Source organism: uncultured Thalassospira sp. (genome assembly GCF_963976115.1).
Lineage (GTDB): Bacteria > Pseudomonadota > Alphaproteobacteria > Rhodospirillales > Thalassospiraceae > Thalassospira.
On sequence record NZ_CAXBJJ010000005.1, the window covers coordinates 339,416 to 360,063 of the forward strand.

A 20,648-nucleotide genomic window follows, 5' to 3' on the forward strand; every position below is an offset into this window, starting at 1 on the left:
GCCAATGCAATCAAGGCGAGCAATCCATAAAAAACAATCTTGCGCAGAATTTCGGGCAAATTCGCCCTCCCCGTTTAGAAACCATCCCCATCCGGGCGCAAACCCGCAAACGATCCCGATACCCTGATTACCGCAGTCTTATGCCCGGCGCAAACGCGTTCGCCCACAAGAAGTGAGTTTTTAAGCCAACACCATCGCCTATTGGTTGCTGTGGATGCTGAAATTCCGTATAGCTAGCAGCAGAACCGGGTTTGGGACAATCCGGTAACAAAGGGATTTAAACCGGGGGCCAGTTTGAGCAACTCCACCACGCCATCAACCGCAACTGCACACATGCAGGCGGAAGAAAAACGGTCGCGATTAAAATCGCTGACTGATCGCATCGCACATGGAAACGACAACGACGAAATCGACCTGCAGGAATTGCTGCGCACCCTGTGGCGGCGCAAAAGCATGATCTTTTCGGTGGTTGTTTTGCTTACCGTTCTTGTCACCCTGATTGTTTTTCAGATCGCGCCACGCTTTACCGCCACCAGCAACGTCATCATCGATGGCCGTAAAAACCAGGTTGTCGATATCGAAAGTGTGATGAGCGGCGTTTCCTCGGAAATGGGTGCCCTGCTCAGCGAAGTGGAAGTCATCAAGTCAAGCTCGCTGATCCGCCGTGTTGTCACCGACCTTAACCTGGAAAAAGATCCGGAGTTTAATGCCGAACTGCGCGCGGTCCCCTGGTATAAAACTCTGCTGAAACCCGAAACCTATGTCGGCGACGATTTTCTGATTTCAATCGGTTTAAAAACGCCAGCTGTCATTGTCAGCGAGACCGAACAGGCCGAAGAACGCACCAATCGCGTGATCAACACTGTTAAAGAGCATATGGAGGTCAGCATTGTTGGCCGTTCCCAGGTTATCGCGATTAGCTTTACCTCGACCAATGCGCGCAAGGCTTCCCTGATTGCCAATACCATTGCCGATCAATATATCGTCGATCAGCTTGAAGCAAAATTCGAGGCCACACGGCGCGCCACGTCATGGCTAAACGATCGCCTTGCCTCACTGCGTGACAAGGTGCAAGCCTCCGAGGCTGCGGTTCAGACCTATAGCCAGTCGATCTCCGACAAGGTGGGTCAGGGATCGAAAATGACGGAACAGCAAATTTCCGAACTCAGTTCCCAACTGATCCTGGCCCAGGCCAGCCGGGCCGAAGCCCAGGCACGCCTGAACCAGGTGCAAAGCCTGCTGGGCAATTCGGCTGACCTGTCCTCTGCCGCCGAAGTTCTAAACTCGCCTTTGATCCAGCGCCTGCGCGATCAGGAAGCCGAGCTTCTGCGTCGGGTTTCCGAGCTTGAATCGCGCTATGGCAGCCGCCACCCTGCCATGATCAAGGCCCGGGCCGAACTGGCAGACCTGCGCGTATCCATCGAACGCGAAGTGCGCAAAATTGCCCAAAGCCTGAAAAACGAAGTGGGCGTATCCCAGGCCCGGGTCAGCACCCTGCAACAAAGCCTGAATGGCCTTGAAAGCAAAAACAACACCCAGAACCAGGCCGAAATTCGCCTGCGCGAACTGGAACGCGAAGCCAACGCCAACCGCCTGCTTTATGAAAACTTCCTGAACCGGTTTAAGGAAACCAACAGTCAGGAAGATTTACAACAGGCCGATGCCCGTATCATTTCGCGCGCCGAAGTCCCGGTGGACCCTTCAGCCCCGAAAAAACAGCTGATTATTGCCGTTGCCCTCGTCGGGTCAATTTTCCTCGGCGTCGTGCTGGTCTTTGTGCTTGAACAGCTTGATAACAGCTTTCGCAGCACCGAACAGCTTGAACAGCTTGCCGGCGTGCCCGGTATTGGCATGATCCCGCTTTTAACCGGTAACCTGCTCGGCAAAACCGATGTCGGCCGGTTTCCCACCCACAAGCCAGGATCGGCCACAACCGAGTCCGTTCGCAGCCTGCGAACGTCGCTGATGCTGTCGAATGTCGATAATCCACCGCGCATTGTCGGCATTACCTCGACCGTACCCTCCGAAGGCAAATCAACCCTGGCCGCGTGGCTGGCACAGGTTGCGTCAAATTCCGGTCAACGCACCTTGCTGGTCGATTGCGACTTGCGCCGCCCCACGGTTCACAAAACCTTTGGCGTGGACAACACCCAAAGTCTGGTTGAATTGCTGGCCGATGAATGCACCGTCGAACAGGCGATAAAAAGAGATGAAGAAACCGGGCTTTATCTGCTGCCCGCCAAAGTCACCCAGGCCAACGCGCTTGACCTTTTGTCGTCAAGCCACATGCAACGCACCCTGACGGCGCTGCGCGAACATTTCGACTTTATCGTGCTTGATGCGCCGCCCATTCTGGCTGTTTCCGATTCCAAGGTCATCGGCCTGATGGCCGACAAAATGCTCTATGTGGTGAAATGGGACAGCACACCGCGCGGCCTGGTCAAAGCGGGCCTGAAAGAAACAGCCGAAGCCGGTATTGACCTTGCCGGGGCTGTCCTGACCCAGGTGAATATCAAAAAACACGCCAAATATGGCTATGGCGATTACGGCTATTATTATGGCCGTTACAAAGACTATTACGCCAAAGGTTAATCATGCGCTTTATCTCAAAGCGCAGGTTACCTGCGATTATCGGCTTGCTGGCGGGAACAGGTCTTCTTGTTCTCGCCGTTCCGCATACCATGGCGTCGATGCTTCTGGCCCTGTCAAGCCAGCGATACGGCTATATCAACAATCCCAACACCACCGAAGCCACCCTGGACGAACTTGACGCCACCACACGGCGCGCGATTGACTGGGTTCCCACGTCACAAGCCTGGACGCGCCTGGCTTATATCGACATGGCGCGCGCCAAACGTGCAACAACCGCCCAGGCTAAAAAAGACCATTATCTGGCAGCGGACCAGGCCTTTACCAACGCCCTGACCCTTTCGCCGATGGACACCTTTACCTGGGCACGCCTGACCTTTACCCGGCTGATGGTCGGTGGGGCTACCGATGGCACTGCGGTCGAGTCTTTACGGATGTCGCTCTTAACCGGTCCCTATGAACGTAATCTTGCGATCAACCAGATCAGCTATGCCATTGACCTGTGGCCGCAACTCTCGCCAGGCGAACAGCACGATATCGAAGAAAAAATCCGCTGGATTGATACGCTGGAACATCACGACCTGATAAAGCTGGCCAAACAGAACCCGACCACAATTCGTATCACAGTTGGCGCGATGGTAACCGCCCCGCCCAACCGGTTTTCGCGATTTATTAAAGATATCAACACCCAAAAATAAACATAGAACCTCACCCCTTAGGGGCATTCCAGATAATTGTGGAACCGCTCCTCCATTTTCCCTTCCTTTCATAACGGTGAGCGACCCGACACCTCCCCGGAGCGCGATTAACAACAATCCAGCCATCGCCACCCCGGCGGACCAAAGTCAGTATTCCGGTGACATTACAGCCGCCCAGCAAGCCCAGATTACGAGTGCGGCGATTGACCCTGCGGCTCTGGCCAGCGTTGTTCGTGAACTAAGCCAGTCCAACCCGCAGGCTGCGGCGACCATTGCCGCCCTTGCCACCAAGGCTAATCCTGCTGCTGCCGAACAAATCACGCAGGCTGTAACAGGTGCCGTCCCCGACGCCTTTGTTGTTGTCGGCATGGTGGTTGTAAAAAATGCGCCAAACAGTGCCGCCGCCATAACCGAAATCCTGAGCAAGCAAAAACCGGCCAGCGCCGCCTACATTGCAGCATCCCTTACCAAATCGACCAATGCCAACCCGGCGCAAGCAGCGGCCATTGCCGCAGCAGCAACCAGGGCCGCCCCCACCCAGGCCCTTAATATCACCAGCGCTGTCGTAAAGGTAAATCCGTCATCTGCCAGCGCCGTGGCCAGCAGCGTTGCCGTTACCGCACAAGGGACCAATACCGGTAACGTTGTCACCACCCCAACCGCAATTGCACTTGCAGCATCCAAGGCCATCGGCTCCATATCGCCGGATACAACAATCTTCCAGGCCGTTGCAACCGCAACAAATACGCCCGCGGCAACCCTGAACAGCGACTTGGAAATCAGCAAAGCCACCGACTCGGTCAACAGGGCCACAAGCGCCACCAGTCAGGTATCCTCAAACGTCGATTCCTATTCAGGTTACGCCAATAACGCCGACAGCTTTGAAGCCCCTCAGGCTGAGGCGAACAATAATGACGCACAGAGCAACAATCCCCCGGTGGGCACGGTGACCGAGGATGACAATGTTGATAACACCAGCGCAGATCAAGATGACGCAAGCCCGAACCAACCAAACCAGTTCTGAAAATTCTGATGTAAAAATGTGACAGATATTGGCGTCACACCTGACCGGCACATTTGCCAATCCGCCGCCTGAAAATGGCGGATGTAATGCAAAGCATATTGCGCAAAGCAGGGCAGATCCACTCATCTACCTTGCTTTGCGCCGTGACGAAAACGGGTAAAATGCGCAATTCGTTCCCAAATTACGGGGCATTTCAGCAAATGAAATGCACCTTTTTCGCGGGTTACAAGGCCGCGCGGTGCGCCCTTTGCGGTGCGGATATCAATTTATAATTGCAGATCCGGTTCATTTTCCAGACCGTCTTGCGCACGATTATCGCCCAGGAACACACTTTTACAATACCGTCAAACCGGCTCTCATGCCTGTCATTCATTGTAATTTGACGATTTCCAAACAGTTACTTTCGATTCCAGAACAATGGATTCCCTAGTCCGCCTTGTCCATTGGAGGTACGCTGCCCTATCCTCATATCGAGCAAACAGACACGGTCTATTCAATTTTTGTGATAAAATAGCAACAGTACATTCCCGATATGACAAGAAATCGCGCGAAGCGTGTAATATCATTTGCCTACAAGGATTGTCTCCCATAGGTTTATACTTACGGATTAAGATTAAAAGGCACAGATTTGTGCTTTATTGTGCCTTGGGGATATCAATGCGTACTAAGGGAGTCGCTAGACCATGAAAATGATGAGCAAACTTGCCACCGTCACGGCATTGACGGGCGGCATTCTCTTTGGCGCATGCGGTATTGCTGCGGCACAGTCTGCCGGTATTACGCCGTCAATGACCGCAACGCTTAATGCCGCCAGCGCAACGCCAGAAGCCCTTGCCGCAGCGGTAAGAACACTGGTTGCCGCCAACCCGGGTGCAGCGGCCACCATTGCCGCCGCCGCCGCCAAAGCCAACCCGGCCGCTGCCGCCCAGGTCGCCAGTGCCGCCGCCAGCGCCGCACCTGATTCTGCCAGCGTGATTGCGGCATCGGTCGTCACGGCTGTTCCGGCATCTGCCGAAGCTGTTACAACCTCGGTCGTCACAGCTGTTCCGACAGCAGCAGCGCAAATCGCTGTTTCCGTGACAACGGCGTCACAAAATTCCGCCACCGCAACCGGTACGGCAAGCACAACCTCGCCTGCTGCCATTGCCGCCGCCGCGACCAAGGCATCCCCCAATAGCGCCCTTACAATTGCCGCTTCTGTTTCGCGGGCAAACCCCCAAGCCGCCAGCCAGATCGCCAGCTCGGTTGCCGTTCAGGCCGCCGCAAGCGGATCAACCGCCACGCCGGGACTCATCGCCGCAGTATCGGCCAGAAGCGCGGGTGTCGACCAAATTGCCGTTGTTCGGGCTGTTTCAAGTGCAACAAACATATTTCCTGCAAACGTTGCGACCCAGGCTGCCGGTGCGGCGAACGGTCAGTTGATTAACTCAATTGTGAACCAGTCAACAGCAACCGTACAAACCGCACAAAATGATGCGGAAGCAGCAGGCACTGCCAATGAGCAGGCCGATACCAGCATTGAAACCGCCGATGCCAACCAGCAAACTGGTGGAGATGCCGGTGACACTGGAGGAGATGACGATGTTGCCATCGAAAATCAAACCGAGAGTGAAGATCAAAATAAAGGCAGCCCGACTTAACCTCGCAAACAAGGCTGATTTAGCTGTGCTGCAAGTATTGAACGTAAGAAGTTTATAAGGGGATACGACGTGAAATTTCTTAAAGGGGGACTGCTGGCATCCGTAGCAGTCAGTGCGTTGGCGGTGACGTTTGCGGCATCGGCGCAGGAACAGGTAAATCCGGACAAAGCCGTGACCGAACGGACCCCGGAAGGGTACGAGCCAAAAGGCATTACCGTTGGGTCGTTCCGCCTTTATCCGAAGGCCGAAGTGAGCGAAGAATATAACGACAATATTTACAAATCGAACACCAACGAAAAAGACGATTACATCACCAAGATTGCACCGGGTTTGCAGTTGCGGTCGAACTGGAACCGTCACTTCCTGCAGTTTGAAGCATCGTCCGAATTTGGCATTTATGGCGACACCAGCGACAATGATTATACCGATTATAATCTGCGTGCGACCGGTCGTGCCGATGCCACCGAAGCCTTGAAAATCTCCGGTGATGCGCGCCTGCAGCGCCTGCATGAAGATCGCGGCGGTGATGACGTTGCAACCGATGCCAAAGAACCGGTCGAATATGACAAAATGACGGGTGTTCTTGGCGGCACCTACAAACCGAACCGCTTCAGCGTTGGTCTGACCGGCACAGTCGATGACTACAATTACGACGACAACGCCACCATCGGCGGCGGCACCGATAACAATGATGACCGTGACCGGACCGAAACCAAAGGCGAAGTGCGCTTTGGTTATGAAATCCAGAACGGTTATGAAGCCTTCATCAAAAGCTCACTCAATGATCGTAATTACGATTCACGGGTTGATGATGGCGGTGTCAACCGCGACTCAAACGGTTATAATGTTCAAGCCGGTATCGCCATTGATCTTGACCGCTTGATCCGTGCCGACCTTGGTGTTGGCTGGATGGAACAGAGCTACGACGATCCGACGCTGGATGATGTTGATGGTTACTCGGCCGATGCCCGTGTTCGCTGGAACATCACCGAACTGACAACCCTGCGTGCAATCGCATCGCGGACGATCAATGAAACCACCACGACCGGCGCGTCATCGACCATCGGCACAGCCTTGGGCGTTGGCGTTGATCACGAACTGATGCGCAACCTGATCCTGAATGCCGATGCGAAATATTATAACTCTGACTATCAGGGTATTTCGCGCGAAGATGACAAATACACCTATTCCATTGGCGCGGATTACAAACTGAATCGCAATTTCTTTGGCGGCATCAAGCTGAGCCACGAAACCCGCGACTCGGACAATGCTGTCAATGAATATGATCAGAACGTGATTATGGTGAAGGTTGGCGGCCAGTTCTAATTGGTTGGGATACCATTTCTCATTCGCTCTGTAGATGTTATGATCCCTTCGGGTTCCCCCGAAGGGATTTCTATTAGACAGGTTGGTTATGCGTAAATTATGTGGCTTCCTCTTCGTCTTGATCATGTCGTTTTATACCGTTGGTTCGGCATATGCGGCGCAACCGGTTTACACGCTGGGCTCAGGCGACAAAGTGCGAATTACGGTATTTGGTGAACCCGACTTATCGGGTGAATTCGAGGTATCGGGCGAAGGCCAGTTGTCCCTGCCGCTGATCGGCACGGTTAACGCCAGCGGTAAAACCCTCAGCACACTTGGCACGGACATCGAGTCCAAGCTGAAAGACGGGTATCTAGTTGATCCCAAAGTCAACGTTGAGGTGATGAATTACCGCCCGTTCTACATTCTGGGCGAAGTCAAGGAACCCGGCAGCTACCCCTATGTAAATGGCATGAGCGTTCTAAACGCCGTGGCGCTGGGTGGCGGCTTTACCTACCGCGCCGATAAAGACGATATTCTGATCATTCGGGGCGGCGATGAAAGCCGACAACCCGAAAAGGCCACACCGGAAACAATTGTCTTACCCGGTGATATTGTTCGCGTCGAAGAACGCTTCTTTTAAATCTGCTCCCGCACGTAATCAGCCCCAAAAGACCGGTATATCGCCGGTCTTTTTCTATTTTCACGAAACCGTGCTGATCAAAACCCGTCACCGAAACTCCCGGCCAGCGCAGCCTACAAAAACCGATAATTGGTCTTTTCCAACCGCAGGCAGGTCAAGGTATTGGAATAATAGGCCCCGGTATCCAGCCCGATCCGATTATTGCGCACCACCGGCTCCTCACCCACCGTATGTCCATGCACAACAACTTTGGCCAACGGCGCTGCATGGCTTAAAAACGGTTCACGAATCCAGCGTAAAATCTCTGGCCCCTGCCCGGCAATAGGCTTTTCAGGATCGATACCGGCATGAACAAAAAGATAATCGCCCAGCTCAAAACTGTCGCGAAACCGGGCGATAAAATCTTCATGCCCGGCTTTCGCCAATGCGGCTTGCAAATTCTCCGACGCCTTAATTGCTTTTTTCCCGTTAAAGGCCCCGGCTGCCACCGACACATTATAGCTTAACAGCGTTTCTGCCCCGCCAAAACCAAGCCATTCCAGACTGTTTTCCGGGTCATCAAGGAAGCGCAGCATAAATTCCTCGTGATTTCCCATCAGCCAGATCTGTTCGATCCCCTGATTTTCATGTGCCAAAATCAGATCAATGACGTGTTTGCTTTTCAAACCCCGGTCAACCAGGTCGCCCAGATAGACAATTGTTTTGCTTTGCGACGGCGCAATCGGGTCCGCATCAATTTTTGCGAGCTTTTTCTCAAGCAAATCGGCACGCCCGTGAATATCGCCAATGGCATAAACCACAACATCCGCAGGCACCGCCGCGTCATCGAGCGATACCTGCTGTTTTTTTACCGATTGCGTCGGCCTGCTTTTTTTGCCGAACCAGCCAAACATGAATTACCCTTTTATCTTCCCCAAACAAAATGTCCGGGGAACCATCCGTCATTATGCGATCAAAACCGCCGCGAAGAACCCGCGCCGTTACATCAGAACCCCCAAAACACACCACGGACAATGTCACGCAACCCTGTATGTTTTGCCACGCAAACCGGCATTTCGCCCCGATCCGGTTCTCGCAGATACCCCGCCTTTAAGACTTACGAGGCAACGGGACGGCGGCGCATACCGTAAAATCCGTCCCCAAAGTTGCCCCGCCGTTTAATTCTTTGCCACCAGCGTCATATAGATCCAGACACGATAGGTTTTGCCATCCGGCCCGGCATAGGCAAACCGGCCCCAACCATTTTTCTGTTCCAACAAACGCAATGGCGTTGTTTCTGGCATGGCAAAGGCAATCTCAAAATCGGTACCAGGCCCCATGCGGGCATTCACATTCCCCGACGTTGTCCGCCAGACATCGGCCGAACCCGCAGCCGCAGCCTCAGACCCACCGGGTACGACAGGGACTTTGGCGTTCACGCGCGTTTCCGATGAACCGGGCGTCACCGGCGTGGCCGCTGTATCAGGTGCACCCGTTATATCGGCAGTGTCACTTTGCGCGGTACTGCCCTCTCCCTGGGTGGGTGCATCCAACGTCGCGGTATCGGCTGCACTGCCATTTTGGGTATCAAGGGCGTTATTCATGCCCAGCGCCTCGGATTCGCGGGTTTCAATCGCCTTTTCAGTATCCACCGGCACACCATCAACCATCTGATCTGCCGCCGAAATTGCAAGTGCCCGGCCATCCACCACAAGCTGGCTTAACTTCCAGCACTGGTCAGATGTCTTTTGCGAGACAGAACACACATAGTCAACCTGGCCATAATAGGCTGGCGACAAATTACCACTGCGTGCGGTTCCACGAAAAACCCAGCCATCGCCTTCAATGCGGTCGCCAGGGACCAGCATGGCAATTTTATATCCGTGCAGGTCAAAAACCGGTGTCACCTGACCGACAATGCCCGAATAAAGCTGTGCTGGCGACGGATGAAAGCGATCAGCCATTTTCAGTTGCGCAGCTTTTTGCTGGTTCCAGTATAACCACCCGCCCCCGGCAACCAGCCCCAGAACGACAACACCAATTAACAGCTTTTTCATTCAAACCCGCTTTTACAAGACTACCTGTCACACCCAAACATTGAATGCGATGACCCCGCCCCACCGGGACCGCGTATATTGTGAAGTAGCATCCTATGAATCTGATGCCATTGAATCCAGTCACAAATTTAAATTTCATCAAATCATGGCGGTTGCTTTTTGTGTCTTTAAAGCGCGGCGGCTTTTGGGCGACGGGCATAGCCCCCTATATTCATCATATAAGTTATCAAACAACCCAAAGAAACCCGGCGATTTCGCGGTTTTTCGGCGGAAGCATAGACATAACGGGCGAAAAATGCCCTGCTTTAAGCCACTCAAACATATAATTACATTACCACGCTTAAATTCATAATATGTTATTGACGATACATGATACCTATTTTAGGGTGCGTCCCAGCCTCCGCTGCGAACGCGCACGCGACACCCTCAAAGAGAAATGACCATGACCCCAAATAATCTGAAAAAGGCACTGGCCTCGGGCCTGCTCTCCTTCCCGACCACCGTTTTCAACGATGATTACAGCTTCAACGAAGGCCGCTACCGCGAACAGATAGCGTGGCAGTCCGGTTTTGGGGCTGCCGCCCTGTTTGCCGCAGGCGGAACGGGCGAGTTTTTCTCGCTCTCGCCCGACGAAGTGGTGGATGTCGTCCGCGCGGCCAAGGCCGAAGCAGGCACCACGCCGATCCTGTCTGGCTGCGGTTATGGGGCTGGCATCGCCCCGAAACTGGCACGTGCGGCACAGGATGCCGGAGCCGACGGCATTTTGCTGCTGCCCCATTATCTGGTTGGTGGCGACCAGGAAGGGCTGTTTAACCATATTCGTGCCGTCTGCGATGCGGTTGAAATCGGCGTCATCGTCTATAACCGTGACAACAGCATTGTCACCCCGGACACCCTGGCAAAACTGTGCGACGCTTGCCCGAACCTGATTGGTTTCAAGGATGGCGCGGGCGATATCGACCTGGTTGCCCGCGTTTGCAACAAAATGGGCGACCGCTTGACCTATATTGGCGGCATGCCCACCGCCGAAGTCTATGCCCAGGGCTATCAGGCCATTGGCATGACGACCTATTCATCGGCCGTGTTTAACTTCATGCCGGAACTGGCGCAAAAATTCTATGCCGCCGTCACCAGCGATGATGACGCAACCGTCAAATCCCTGCTGAAAAACTTCTTTTACCCTTATGTTGCCATTCGCGACCTCGGGGCAAAACGCGGTTATGCCGTTTCCATCGTCAAGGCGGGCCTTAAAGCCATTGGCCGTGACCCAGGCCCGGTTCGCGCCCCGTTATCTGACCTGCGCCCCGATGAATACAAAATGCTGCAAGACCTGATCGCCAAACACAGCTGATTTGGCGAAAGAAACGGAAAACATGATATTGGACTTGCGAAATATTATGTTGTCTGACAAGCATAGATAAGATGAGTTTGGGGCAGATGGCCAGTTTGGCATTTTCTGCCCCCAATTTCCCGGTCCCATGGCACATCCCATGAATGACAAAAGCAACATCCCGGGTCCATGTCTGAAAACAGACCCATCAAGGAGGGAACGATGATCAATCGTTTGTTTAAAATCGCCGCAATCGGCGTTCTGGCTGCCACTGCCTTTTCAACGGCCTCATTTGCCGCTGATTATCCCAATAAAGATATTCGTATGATTATTCCCTGGGGCGCAGGCGGCGGCACCGACGGGATCGTCCGCAAGCTCGGCACCATTGCCGAAAAAGAACTTGGCAAATCGATCTATGCAGAAAACATCGAAGGCGGTGTCAGCGCGACCGGTATTCTCGAAGTCATGAAAGCCCGGCCGGACGGTTATACCCTGGGCGCACTGACCTATGATTCGGTTGTTACCGTTCCCTGGCAAGGGTTGCTGCCGACCTACAAGCTCGACAAGCTGAAACTGATTGCGCGCGTCACCAGCGAACCGGATGCCCTGATCATTGCGGCTGACGCACCGTATAAATCGGTTGCCGACCTGATCAAAGCTGCCAGGGAAAACCCGGGCCAAATCAAGGTTGCCATCCAGAATACCGGGTCGCGCCTGCATCTTGCGATGTTGCAGTTTGAAAAACTGACCGGCACCGACTTCAAACTGATTGCCTATCCCGGCGGGGCCGCCCCGCAAAAAGAAGCCATTCTGTCAAAAGAAGTCCAGGTTGCCGCCACCAGCCTTGGCGATTTTTCATCGCTGATTGAATCGGGCGATGTCAAAGGCCTGGTCGAATTTTCCGACAGCCGCAACCCGACCTATAAAGACGTGCCGACCACCAGGGAAGAAGGCATCGACCTTCAGATGGGCAGCTTCATCGTGCTGGCTGCACCGGCAAAAACCCCCGATGACGTTATCGCCAAAATCGAGGCTGCCTATAAAACCGCTCTTGAGAGCGACGATTTTCAGACCTGGGTTGCCAAGGTTGGCGTTGCCCCGAACTGGCTGGGCACTGCCGATGTCACCAAATGGGCCAAAGACACCCAGGCGACCCTGTTCAAACAGATGCAGACCCTTGTTGATCAGGGCGTGATCAAGAAATAATGCCTTTCCAACCCAAAGAATGGCGGCCACGCAGGCCGCCATTCCCCATTTTGACGACCCTTGTCGAAACGGAGACGACCAAATGAAGTCCGGTTCATCGGGCGGCTGGGACAGACGCCTTATCCTGCCTTTCGTGCTGTTTGTAATCACCAGCATTTATCTTGCCACCGCCCTGCAAATTACCGCCCAGTTTGACGAAGGACTGGTCGGCCCGTCCTTTGTGCCCGTTGTGGCATCCATCCTGATGTATGTGGCCCTGGCATTTATCGTTCTCGGCATACGAAACGACACGGACACGGACACAGCCAAACCCGCGAAACCCGACCTCGCCGCCCCGATCAAGGTGGTTGTCGTCACAGCGATTTATATTCTCGCCTTCAAGCCGCTGGGATATCCGGTTTCGACATTTCTATATGTGTATGCGCTGCTTTATATCTTCGGGCTGGAAGATACCGGCCATATCAAACGCCTTGTTTACACCGCCGCCATTACCGCTGTTTTCTATGCTCTGTTCGCGGTTATTTTTCAGGTCCGGCTGCCGTTATTTGATACCGACTTCCGGGGGATGTTCTAATGGACTTTACCCTTCACATTCTCGGCGGTTTTGCCGCTCTGGCCGACCCCACCGTTCTGGGCTATATGATTATCGGCTTTTTAATCGGCACCTTCTTTGGCGCTGTTCCCGGCCTGACATCGGTTCTGGCCATTGCCCTGCTGCTTCCCATTACCTACAGCCTTGATGTTGTGCCCGCGCTTGTCATGTGTGCATCTATTTTCATGTCGGGCATGTATGCCGGTTCCATCACCGCCACCACCATCAATATTCCCGGCGCGCCATCCTCGATGATGACGTCGATCGAGGGATATGCCCTGATGAAAAAGGGCGAAGGGGCCAATGCCCTGGGCCATGCGGCCCTGGGGTCGATGATTGGCGGGGTCATTGGCGCACTTTTGCTGATCTGCCTGACACCGGTTGCCGCCAAGCTGGCACTGCTGATTCAGACACCGGGCAAGTTTTCGCTGATCCTGTTTGCCCTGATCGTCATCGTCATTTCGCAGCGTAACGCCATTGCCAAGGGCTTTGTCGCCACCCTTTTGGGCATCATGATTGCCACCATTGGCATCGATGTGATGCAACCAATAGCGCGGTTTAACTTTGGCACCGAAGTGCTGGTTGAAGGCATCGACATGATGCCGCTGATCATTGGCACCTTTGCGATCAGCGAAATTCTGTTTCAGGCCTGCGAAAACCGGAATGCCCTGACCGTTGATAAAAAAATCATCGACATTCCCCCCATTCGCCGCCGCGACTTTTTCCCGACCATGGCGGAAATTCGCGAGATCGGCGTCTGGACCTATTTAAAAAGCGCCATCATCGGCTATTTTATTGGCGTTTTGCCTGGGGCTGGTGGCTCGATGGCGGCGTTTGTGTCCTATGCCGAAGCCATGCGCAAGTCGAAAAACCCCGACCTGTATGGCAAGGGATCGCGCGAAGGCATTGCCGCGGCCGAAACCGCCAACAATTCCATGTGCGGCGGGGCATTTGTGCCAATGCTGATGTTTGGTATCCCTGGTGATCCAACCACGGCCATTGTTTTAGGCGTTCTGATCATTAACGGTCTGCAACCCGGCCCGCGCTTGCTCGATACCCAAATCGATCTGATCGCACCGATGTTTGCCTCCCTTCTGGTCAGTGCCTTGATCCTGATCCCGCTCACGCTTTATTTGCTGGGGCCGTATTTCGTTAAAATCGTCTCGATCCGCAAGGCCGTGCTTTATTCCTGCATCGCCGTTGTGGCTCTGGTTGGCAGTTACGTTGCCACCTATTCCCCCTTCCAGATGATGCTGGCACTGGTATTTGGCGTGCTGGCCTTTTTCCTGCGCCAGCAAAAATACCCGACCGTCACCTTGCTTTTGGGCTTTATCCTCGGCCCGGATCTGGAACAGTATTTGCGACGCTCTCTTTCGCTTAATGATGGCAACCCGCTAACCTTCATCACCAGCCCCGACAGCCTGTTTTTCCTGGCCTTAACGGCGGTGTTTTTCTACTTCATGGTCATTCGCACCCCACCCAACGCCAAAAAAACCTGATACTGTATACCGGTAACGAATATAGTGCGCTTCTCGTAAATATGCGTCCCTGATGTCTCACCCCGTCAGGGACCATCTTTTTTCTCAGACACGACCGGTAATTCTGGATCCACAGCCTTGCCGGACAGATCCAAGGGTACAGGGCATGATTTCGCTGCTGATTGACCAGTTAGGGCCGATTTTTCTGCTGGTCGGGGCCGGTTTTGTCCTGGCGTGGCGCGGATTGATCGGGGCTTCCGCCATTCAGGGCCTCACAAAAATGACTTTCTGGGCCCTGATCCCGGCGACCCTATTTCAAACCATTTCGGCCAACCGGGTATCTGAACTTTTTAATCTCAATATTTGGATCTGTTATTACGGGGCGGTTATTGTCGCGGCCCTGATTGTCTTTATCGTGCTGACGCGATGGCAAAAAAACAACCGTGCCGAAGGCATTGTCCTGACCTTTGGTGCGATTTTTTCCAATATCGGCATGCTGGGGATTCCGATCATCGATATTCTCTATGGCCATGACGGGCTTCTGGTTCTTGCAACCATTTTATGTATTCACGCACTAAGCCTGCTGACCCCGACCATTTTGTTGATGGAATGGAGCCGCAACAAAACCGGCAACCCCGGTGCGGTTCTGGCCAATACGCTGCGCGCCCAGATCTGTAACCCCATCATCATCGCCATTTTATGCGCCATTATGGTGGCCTCGTTCGACATCAGAATGCCGGTTGTCGTCAATACGTTCTTCGCCATGCTAAAACAGGCAATGCCGCCCATTGCCCTGATGCTGATCGGAGCGGGAATTTATGGCCAAAAACTGCGCGGCAATATGACCACCAGCATCATTGGGGCAACTGCCAAGGTATGCCTGCTGCCAGCCCTGGTTTTCACAATCGGGCTGGCTTTGCACATGCCTGCCAAAATTATCGGGCCCGCGATCATGATTGCTGCATTGCCGCCCGGGGTTAACGCGGTTCTGATGGCGGCCTCCTATGACACCGCGCGCGAACGCACCGCCACCACCATGCTGGTCGCAACCCTGATGTCGATTGTGGTGATTCCTTTGCTGGCAATTTTGCTGATTTTGCCTGGCGAATAACCCGCCGCGTTGATCACCGCAATGTTTTTGCACTAACGCTCGCGCATAATCGACGATACCAAAGCCCTGTAATAAAGCCCCCATGCCCGAATAAAGGCATGAAGGCTTAAATCATGAGCATCCGATAAATGGCTGGTTTTAAAGCATATTTCCTTTAACGCGCAGGCGGCGTCCAGAACGGGGCCGGGGTCATCAATTTATTTTCCTGGTTCACCAGATGGCCGGCTTCGGCACTTTTTTTCAAATAAGCCTGCCATTCCGGATCGGCCTGAAGCGATTTGCGCTTTTCGTCACGGTCCGCCGCACTGTCATAGGCCCAGATATGAACATAGGAATTTACCGGGCCGGTTTCGGTTACCATATAGGCATGAGGCTGGCCCAAATGGCGGCTTTGCACCGGAAAGCCAAACGCGCCATACAGGGCAAGCTGCTTTTTAAGCGTACCAGGATAGCAGGTATATGTGCGAACGTCGTAAAGCATGATGGTTTATTCCCTGAATGCGATGTCACATGGAATGCTTTTGCCAAACAATTATGAAAAGCACCCTCCCTTGATCCTCCCTTCCTACAATAAGTATTATTGTCAGACAACATTATTTAATGCTGACACAGCAACACCCTTATGCAACAAATTGACGCTGCCAGTCGCGCGCCGGTTGAAGCCGTTATCACGTGCGTCTTAAAAAAGAATACCAGGAAACCCGATGCAAAAATCAGAACCAAACCGCTACGAAAAAATTGTCCGTCCCCGGCGATTGCCCGACGAAATTGCCGCCAAGCTGACCGGGCAGATCAGCGACGGCATTTTGCAACCCGGCGACAAATTGCCAACCGAACAGGAACTTGCGTTCAATTATGGGGTTGCGCGAACCGTGGTGCGCGAAGCCGTATCGCAGTTAAAAAGCGATGGTATGATCCAGTCCAAACAGGGGGTGGGGGCTTTTGTCTCGGACCCGGGGGCGCGCAGCGTTTTTCGCATCAGTGCCGATTGCTTTGCCAAACGCAAGGAACTGATCCAGATCCTGCAATTGCGCACCAGCAACGAAGCCGGGGCCGCGGCCCTTGCCGCCGAGGCCCGCAGCGAGCAGGACCTGACCCTGATCTATCAACAGCTTCAATTGATGGAGCAGGCGGCAATCACGGGGCAGACAGACTTTGAAACCGCCGAACATCGTTATGATGCCGAACGCCGTTTTTACCGGGCCATCGCCAAGGCCAGCGGCAACAGTTATTTTTACGATTTCCTCACCATGCTTGATGGCCGGATTGATGCCAATTTGCGCACGGTTGCGATCAAAAACGTGATGATTGCCGAAGGGGGGCAAGGTGTGATGGGCGAACATAAAAAGGTCTATGAAGCGATCCGGGCACAGGACCGAACCGCCGCCGAAGGGGCCGTGCGCCAGCATTTTGAAAATGCCGCCGGGCGGCTGATGGAACGAGCCGATATTGCCGACATTACAAGATAGTCATTGCGAAGCCTTTCACAACGATCAGCCCTTTACCTTGCTAATCGGGCATGGTGATATTCAGGGTGAAAAAACAAAATGCCTATAACGCGCCACCACCAAGCCACCAAAGAGGAAGAACATGTCCCCAACACCCGGTCTGCGCCACGGCGGGCGCATTCTTGTCGACCAGCTGGAAATTCATGGCTGCGAACGCGCCTTTCTTGTGCCCGGTGAAAGCTTTCTTGCCGTGCTCGATGGCATGGTCGACCACCCGGAAATCACCCCGGTTATTTGCCGCCAGGAAGGCGGTGCTGCCATCATGGCCGAGGCCTATGGCAAACTCACCGGAAAACCCGGCATTTGCATGGTAACGCGCGGCCCCGGTGCGACCAATGCATCGGCCGGTGTCCATGTTGCCCATCAGGATTCAACCCCGATGATCCTGCTGGTCGGCCAGATCGGCCGCGACATGGTGGACCGCGAAGCATTTCAGGAAGTCGATTATCGCAAGATGTTCGAACCGCTGTGCAAATGGGTTGCCCAGATCGACAGCATCGAACGCATTCCCGAATATATCAGCCACGCCTATCACATTGCCACATCGGGCCGCCCCGGCCCGGTTGTGCTGGCCCTGCCCGAGGATATGCTGTCATCCAGTGCCGTGGTTGCCGACGGCAAACCCTATGTCGAAATTGAGGCCCGCACGGCCGCCGAAGACGTGACCGTTTTCCGGACGGAGCTGGAAAATGCCCGCCAGCCGGTCATGATTGTGGGTGGCGGCGGCTGGACTGCCCGGACCAGCCAGGATTTGATCCGCTTTGCAACAGCCAACAATGTTGCCATTGCCACCTCGTTTCGCTGTCAGGATTATATGCCCAACAGCCACCCCAATTTTATTGGCGATGTCGGCATTGGCATTAATCCCAAGCTGGCGGCATTTATCCGCGATTCCGATCTCGTGATCCTTGTCGGCTCACGCATGGGGGAGATGACCAGCAGTGGCTATAGCCTGCTTGACATTCCCTGCCCCAAACAGCGTCTGATCCATGTTTACCCGGGGCCGGACGAACTAGGCCGCGTTTACCGCCCCGACATCGCCATTAATGCCTCGCAGCGTTCGTTCATTCGTGCCATAGCCGATATGAACCCGGTGGATGGCAGCGCACGTGCAGAGCAGATCAAACAGGCCCATGACGCCTATCTGGCGTTCTCAACCCCGCTCGATACGCCAGGCGATGTGAAAATGGCCCATGTGATTGGCCATCTGCGCGACACTCTGCCTGATAATGCCATTCTGACCAATGGGGCTGGCAATTATGCCGCGTTTTTGCACCGGTTTTATCGTTATGAAACCTATCGCACCGAGCTTGCGCCAACATCGGGTTCGATGGGCTATGGCCTGCCGGCATCGGTATCGGCCAAACTGCACCACCCGGAGCGCCCGGTGGTTTGCCTGGCCGGTGATGGCTGCTTTTTAATGCACGGGCAGGAATTTGCCACTGCCGTTCAATATGGTGCCAATATCATTGTGGTGGTGGTGAATAACGGCATGTTTGGCACCATTCGCATGCACCAGGAACGCAATTATCCGGCCCGTGTGTCAGGTACCGAACTGCACAATCCCGATTTCGCCGGTTACGCCCGCGTCTTTGGCGGCCACGGCGAAACCGTGACCAAAACCGAAGATTTCGGCCCCGCCCTGGAACGTGCAATGGCGGCCAACAAACCCGCGATTATCGAGGTCCAGGTGGACCCGCAGGCGTTAACACCGGTAAAGACGCTGGATGAGATACGCAGCGGTAATTGATACTGACTGCATTTTCAGAAAATCGGCATAGGGGGCGATCCAGAAGGATCGCGCCCCTGCCACACCACCCGGCAAGCGGGTCCGCACCGGGCGGTTCGAAGAGTTGAGGTCAGGCGAGACGGGGTATTCCCAGCGTGTCCATCCATTTCAGGGAGAGGACGCTGTTGAGCAGCATGGCGCTGTTGCGCCACCAGCGACGGCTATTGGCCGCCACTTGCCGTGCGGTCCCGGTATTGGCTCCGAGCCTGCACAGCTCCCGATAGATGGTCTTGCCACGTTTCCAGTGCTTGAGCTGGATTGCCCTTACCCGGTGACGCATCCATTCCTCCAGACCTTTAAAGACCCGTGGTGTTTGCGCCAGCCGGTAGTAGCCCTTCCATCCCAGAACACAGGAACGCAGCCGATCCACGACTTGCACCATGCTGCGCCCGCCCGAACGGCGGGTCAGTTGCCGGATACGTCGCTTGACCGCCGCCATGGGTTTGTCGGCGACCTTGCGCTTGATCACGCCGCCCGGAGCTACCCAAAAGCTGTAGCCCAGGAACTTGCGGCCAAAGACGCTGGCGACCGCGCTCCTGGTCTCGTTGACCTTGAGCCTGAGCCTGCCATAAAGCCGCCGCAGCAACGCCATGACCCGCCCGCCCGCTCTGCGGCTGCGAACATAGATGTTGCAGTCATCCGCATAACGTACGAAGCAGTGCCCCCGGCGTTCCAGCGCCTTGTCCACTTCATCGAGCATCACATTGGCCAGAAGCGGAGACAATGGACCGCCTTGCGGCGTCCCCATTGCCCGTTCCTGCACCACGCCATGGTCCATGATGCCGCTGTTCAGATAAGCGCGGATCAGCCGGATCACTCCGGCATCCCCTATCCGTTTCTCAACGCGGTCGATCAGGATGTCATGGTTGACCCGGTCGAAGAACTTTTCCAGATCAACATCGACCACGATCCGCCGACCCGATTGCACACAGGATTGCGCCGCAAGGACGGCCCCATGTGCGCTGCGGCCCGGACGGAAGCCATAGCTGTGTTTGCTGAAGGTGGGATCAAGCAGCGGTTGCAACACCTGGAGCAGGGCTTGCTGGATCAGACGATCCGTCACCGTCGGGATGCCAAGCTCGCGCTCCCCTCCATCCGGTTTCGGGATCGTCACCCGTCGTACCGGTCGGGGCCGGTACCTCCCCGCAAGCACTTGATCGCGGATGAGCGGCCACGCGTTGCGCAGATGGACCGCGGTCTCTTCAATCGAAAGACCGTCAACGCCTGCCGCGCCCTTGTTGGCCTTCACCCGCTTCCATGCCGCTTGCAGGTTCTCGCGCGCCAGAACTGCCTCAAGCAGCCCCGGCCCTGTGTTTACCGTCCCGTGACGCGGGTGACGCGCTTCGTCGCTGTCCCGATCAGACGAGGCTTCACCTCGCCCTACGCGGGGCCGCCCTGCTCGCGCAGGCATCTGACGCGGTGCGCATCGCATCGTCATGGCGATCAAACACTCCTCTTCGTTCGGCCCTTCGTCTTGCGACTACTACGGCCTCTGCTGACTTCTCGCTCCGGCTCGACGCCGTCGCCCTTTCAGGCATAAGGCGAGATCTCCCCAGGTAAGAACGCATTCCTTCACTGCACGACCGCCGGATCTACGACGCTTCCCCTTGGTCACAAGAGCTTCACGGTTCTTTGCCCGCTCGCCCTAGCAGTCTGTCGGGTTTGAGGTTTTATTCCTCTGGATGCGATGGTCTGTATC

17 protein-coding genes are annotated in these 20,648 nt (G+C 54.8%); 13 read left to right on the forward strand and 4 right to left on the reverse strand.

Annotated features, from left to right (window positions below):
- Positions 1 to 294 precede the first annotated feature (294 nt).
- From AAC086_RS08390 to AAC086_RS08415, 6 genes are all read left to right on the forward strand, one after another.
- A complete protein-coding gene (locus AAC086_RS08390; protein ID WP_339777578.1) occupies positions 295 to 2,592 on the forward strand; it encodes a polysaccharide biosynthesis tyrosine autokinase in 2,298 nt (765 codons plus the stop codon).
- Positions 2,593 to 2,594: 2 nt separating this feature from the next.
- Positions 2,595 to 3,287, forward strand: coding sequence for a hypothetical protein (locus AAC086_RS08395; RefSeq protein ID WP_339777581.1), 693 nt, complete (start codon positions 2,595 to 2,597; stop codon positions 3,285 to 3,287).
- A gap of 76 nt (positions 3,288 to 3,363) precedes the next feature.
- Positions 3,364 to 4,311 carry a hypothetical protein gene (locus AAC086_RS08400; protein WP_339777584.1) on the forward strand — a complete coding sequence of 316 codons (948 nt, stop codon included), beginning with the start codon at positions 3,364 to 3,366 and terminating at the stop codon, positions 4,309 to 4,311.
- 683 nt (positions 4,312 to 4,994) lie between these two features.
- Positions 4,995 to 5,951, forward strand: a complete 957-nt coding sequence (locus tag AAC086_RS08405; RefSeq protein WP_339777587.1) for a hypothetical protein — start codon at positions 4,995 to 4,997, stop codon at positions 5,949 to 5,951.
- A gap of 69 nt (positions 5,952 to 6,020) precedes the next feature.
- Positions 6,021 to 7,277 carry an outer membrane beta-barrel protein gene (locus AAC086_RS08410; RefSeq protein WP_339777590.1) on the forward strand — a complete coding sequence of 419 codons (1,257 nt, stop codon included), beginning with the start codon at positions 6,021 to 6,023 and terminating at the stop codon, positions 7,275 to 7,277.
- A 124-nt stretch (positions 7,278 to 7,401) separates the two neighbouring features.
- Complete coding sequence (locus AAC086_RS08415; protein WP_339777593.1) at positions 7,402 to 7,899, forward strand: polysaccharide biosynthesis/export family protein; 498 nt, start codon at positions 7,402 to 7,404, stop codon at positions 7,897 to 7,899.
- A 113-nt stretch (positions 7,900 to 8,012) separates the two neighbouring features.
- On the opposite strand, the gene AAC086_RS08420 is transcribed toward AAC086_RS08415, so the two are convergent.
- Positions 8,013 to 8,792: a metallophosphoesterase family protein gene (locus tag AAC086_RS08420; RefSeq protein ID WP_339777595.1), complete on the reverse strand. Its 780-nt coding sequence runs from the start codon at positions 8,790 to 8,792 to the stop codon at positions 8,013 to 8,015.
- Positions 8,793 to 9,056: 264 nt separating this feature from the next.
- Positions 9,057 to 9,935, reverse strand: coding sequence for a hypothetical protein (locus AAC086_RS08425; protein ID WP_339777596.1), 879 nt, complete (start codon positions 9,933 to 9,935; stop codon positions 9,057 to 9,059).
- Positions 9,936 to 10,377: 442 nt separating this feature from the next.
- Between AAC086_RS08425 and kdgD the strand changes: the two genes are divergently transcribed.
- The 5 genes from kdgD (at position 10,378) to AAC086_RS08450 (ending at position 15,652) form a co-directional block, all read left to right on the forward strand.
- Entirely contained in the window at positions 10,378 to 11,286 is a 909-nt protein-coding gene (gene kdgD / locus AAC086_RS08430) for a 5-dehydro-4-deoxyglucarate dehydratase (protein WP_339777599.1), read from the forward strand.
- Between the two features lie 201 nt (positions 11,287 to 11,487).
- Entirely contained in the window at positions 11,488 to 12,471 is a 984-nt protein-coding gene (locus tag AAC086_RS08435) for a tripartite tricarboxylate transporter substrate binding protein (protein WP_339777602.1), read from the forward strand.
- 82 nt (positions 12,472 to 12,553) lie between these two features.
- The gene (locus AAC086_RS08440; protein WP_339777604.1) at positions 12,554 to 13,045 is read left to right on the forward strand and encodes a tripartite tricarboxylate transporter TctB family protein; all 492 of its coding nucleotides are present in this window, start codon (positions 12,554 to 12,556) and stop codon (positions 13,043 to 13,045) included.
- Positions 13,045 to 14,562, forward strand: coding sequence for a tripartite tricarboxylate transporter permease (locus AAC086_RS08445; RefSeq protein WP_339777605.1), 1,518 nt, complete (start codon positions 13,045 to 13,047; stop codon positions 14,560 to 14,562). Before AAC086_RS08440 ends, AAC086_RS08445 begins: the two co-directional genes overlap by 1 nt.
- A 145-nt stretch (positions 14,563 to 14,707) precedes the next feature.
- On the forward strand, positions 14,708 to 15,652 hold the full coding sequence (locus AAC086_RS08450; RefSeq protein ID WP_339777608.1) for an AEC family transporter: 945 nt from the start codon (positions 14,708 to 14,710) through the stop codon (positions 15,650 to 15,652).
- A 154-nt stretch (positions 15,653 to 15,806) separates the two neighbouring features.
- On the opposite strand, the gene AAC086_RS08455 is transcribed toward AAC086_RS08450, so the two are convergent.
- Complete coding sequence (locus AAC086_RS08455; protein ID WP_339777611.1) at positions 15,807 to 16,133, reverse strand: NIPSNAP family protein; 327 nt, start codon at positions 16,131 to 16,133, stop codon at positions 15,807 to 15,809.
- Between the two features lie 223 nt (positions 16,134 to 16,356).
- On the opposite strand from AAC086_RS08455, the gene AAC086_RS08460 reads away from it, so the two are divergent.
- Positions 16,357 to 17,121 (forward strand): FadR/GntR family transcriptional regulator, encoded by a 765-nt coding sequence (locus tag AAC086_RS08460; RefSeq protein ID WP_339777613.1) that lies wholly within the window; start codon positions 16,357 to 16,359, stop codon positions 17,119 to 17,121.
- A gap of 121 nt (positions 17,122 to 17,242) precedes the next feature.
- Positions 17,243 to 18,910, forward strand: a complete 1,668-nt coding sequence (locus tag AAC086_RS08465; protein WP_339777616.1) for a thiamine pyrophosphate-binding protein — start codon at positions 17,243 to 17,245, stop codon at positions 18,908 to 18,910.
- A gap of 109 nt (positions 18,911 to 19,019) precedes the next feature.
- Here the strand turns inward: AAC086_RS08465 and ltrA are convergent, their stop codons facing one another.
- Complete coding sequence (gene ltrA / locus AAC086_RS08470; protein ID WP_339777647.1) at positions 19,020 to 20,387, reverse strand: group II intron reverse transcriptase/maturase; 1,368 nt, start codon at positions 20,385 to 20,387, stop codon at positions 19,020 to 19,022.
- Between the last annotated feature and the right edge of the window lie 261 nt (positions 20,388 to 20,648).

Bases quoted from the DNA above. Each gene is read 5' to 3' on its own strand.
- AAC086_RS08395 (WP_339777581.1), top strand. From the start codon at position 2,595: ATGCGCTTTATCTCAAAGCGCAGGTTACCTGCGATTATCGGCTTGCTG.
- ltrA (WP_339777647.1), bottom strand. From the start codon at position 20,387: ATGACGATGCGATGCGCACCGCGTCAGATGCCTGCGCGAGCAGGGCGG.
- AAC086_RS08420 (WP_339777595.1), bottom strand. From the start codon at position 8,792: ATGTTTGGCTGGTTCGGCAAAAAAAGCAGGCCGACGCAATCGGTAAAA.
- AAC086_RS08405 (WP_339777587.1), top strand. From the start codon at position 4,995: ATGAAAATGATGAGCAAACTTGCCACCGTCACGGCATTGACGGGCGGC.
- AAC086_RS08455 (WP_339777611.1), bottom strand. From the start codon at position 16,133: ATGCTTTACGACGTTCGCACATATACCTGCTATCCTGGTACGCTTAAA.
- AAC086_RS08440 (WP_339777604.1), top strand. From the start codon at position 12,554: ATGAAGTCCGGTTCATCGGGCGGCTGGGACAGACGCCTTATCCTGCCT.
- AAC086_RS08435 (WP_339777602.1), top strand. From the start codon at position 11,488: ATGATCAATCGTTTGTTTAAAATCGCCGCAATCGGCGTTCTGGCTGCC.
- AAC086_RS08415 (WP_339777593.1), top strand. From the start codon at position 7,402: ATGTCGTTTTATACCGTTGGTTCGGCATATGCGGCGCAACCGGTTTAC.
- kdgD (WP_339777599.1), top strand. From the start codon at position 10,378: ATGACCCCAAATAATCTGAAAAAGGCACTGGCCTCGGGCCTGCTCTCC.
- AAC086_RS08425 (WP_339777596.1), bottom strand. From the start codon at position 9,935: ATGAAAAAGCTGTTAATTGGTGTTGTCGTTCTGGGGCTGGTTGCCGGG.
- AAC086_RS08450 (WP_339777608.1), top strand. From the start codon at position 14,708: ATGATTTCGCTGCTGATTGACCAGTTAGGGCCGATTTTTCTGCTGGTC.
- AAC086_RS08445 (WP_339777605.1), top strand. From the start codon at position 13,045: ATGGACTTTACCCTTCACATTCTCGGCGGTTTTGCCGCTCTGGCCGAC.
- AAC086_RS08465 (WP_339777616.1), top strand. From the start codon at position 17,243: ATGTCCCCAACACCCGGTCTGCGCCACGGCGGGCGCATTCTTGTCGAC.
- AAC086_RS08460 (WP_339777613.1), top strand. From the start codon at position 16,357: ATGCAAAAATCAGAACCAAACCGCTACGAAAAAATTGTCCGTCCCCGG.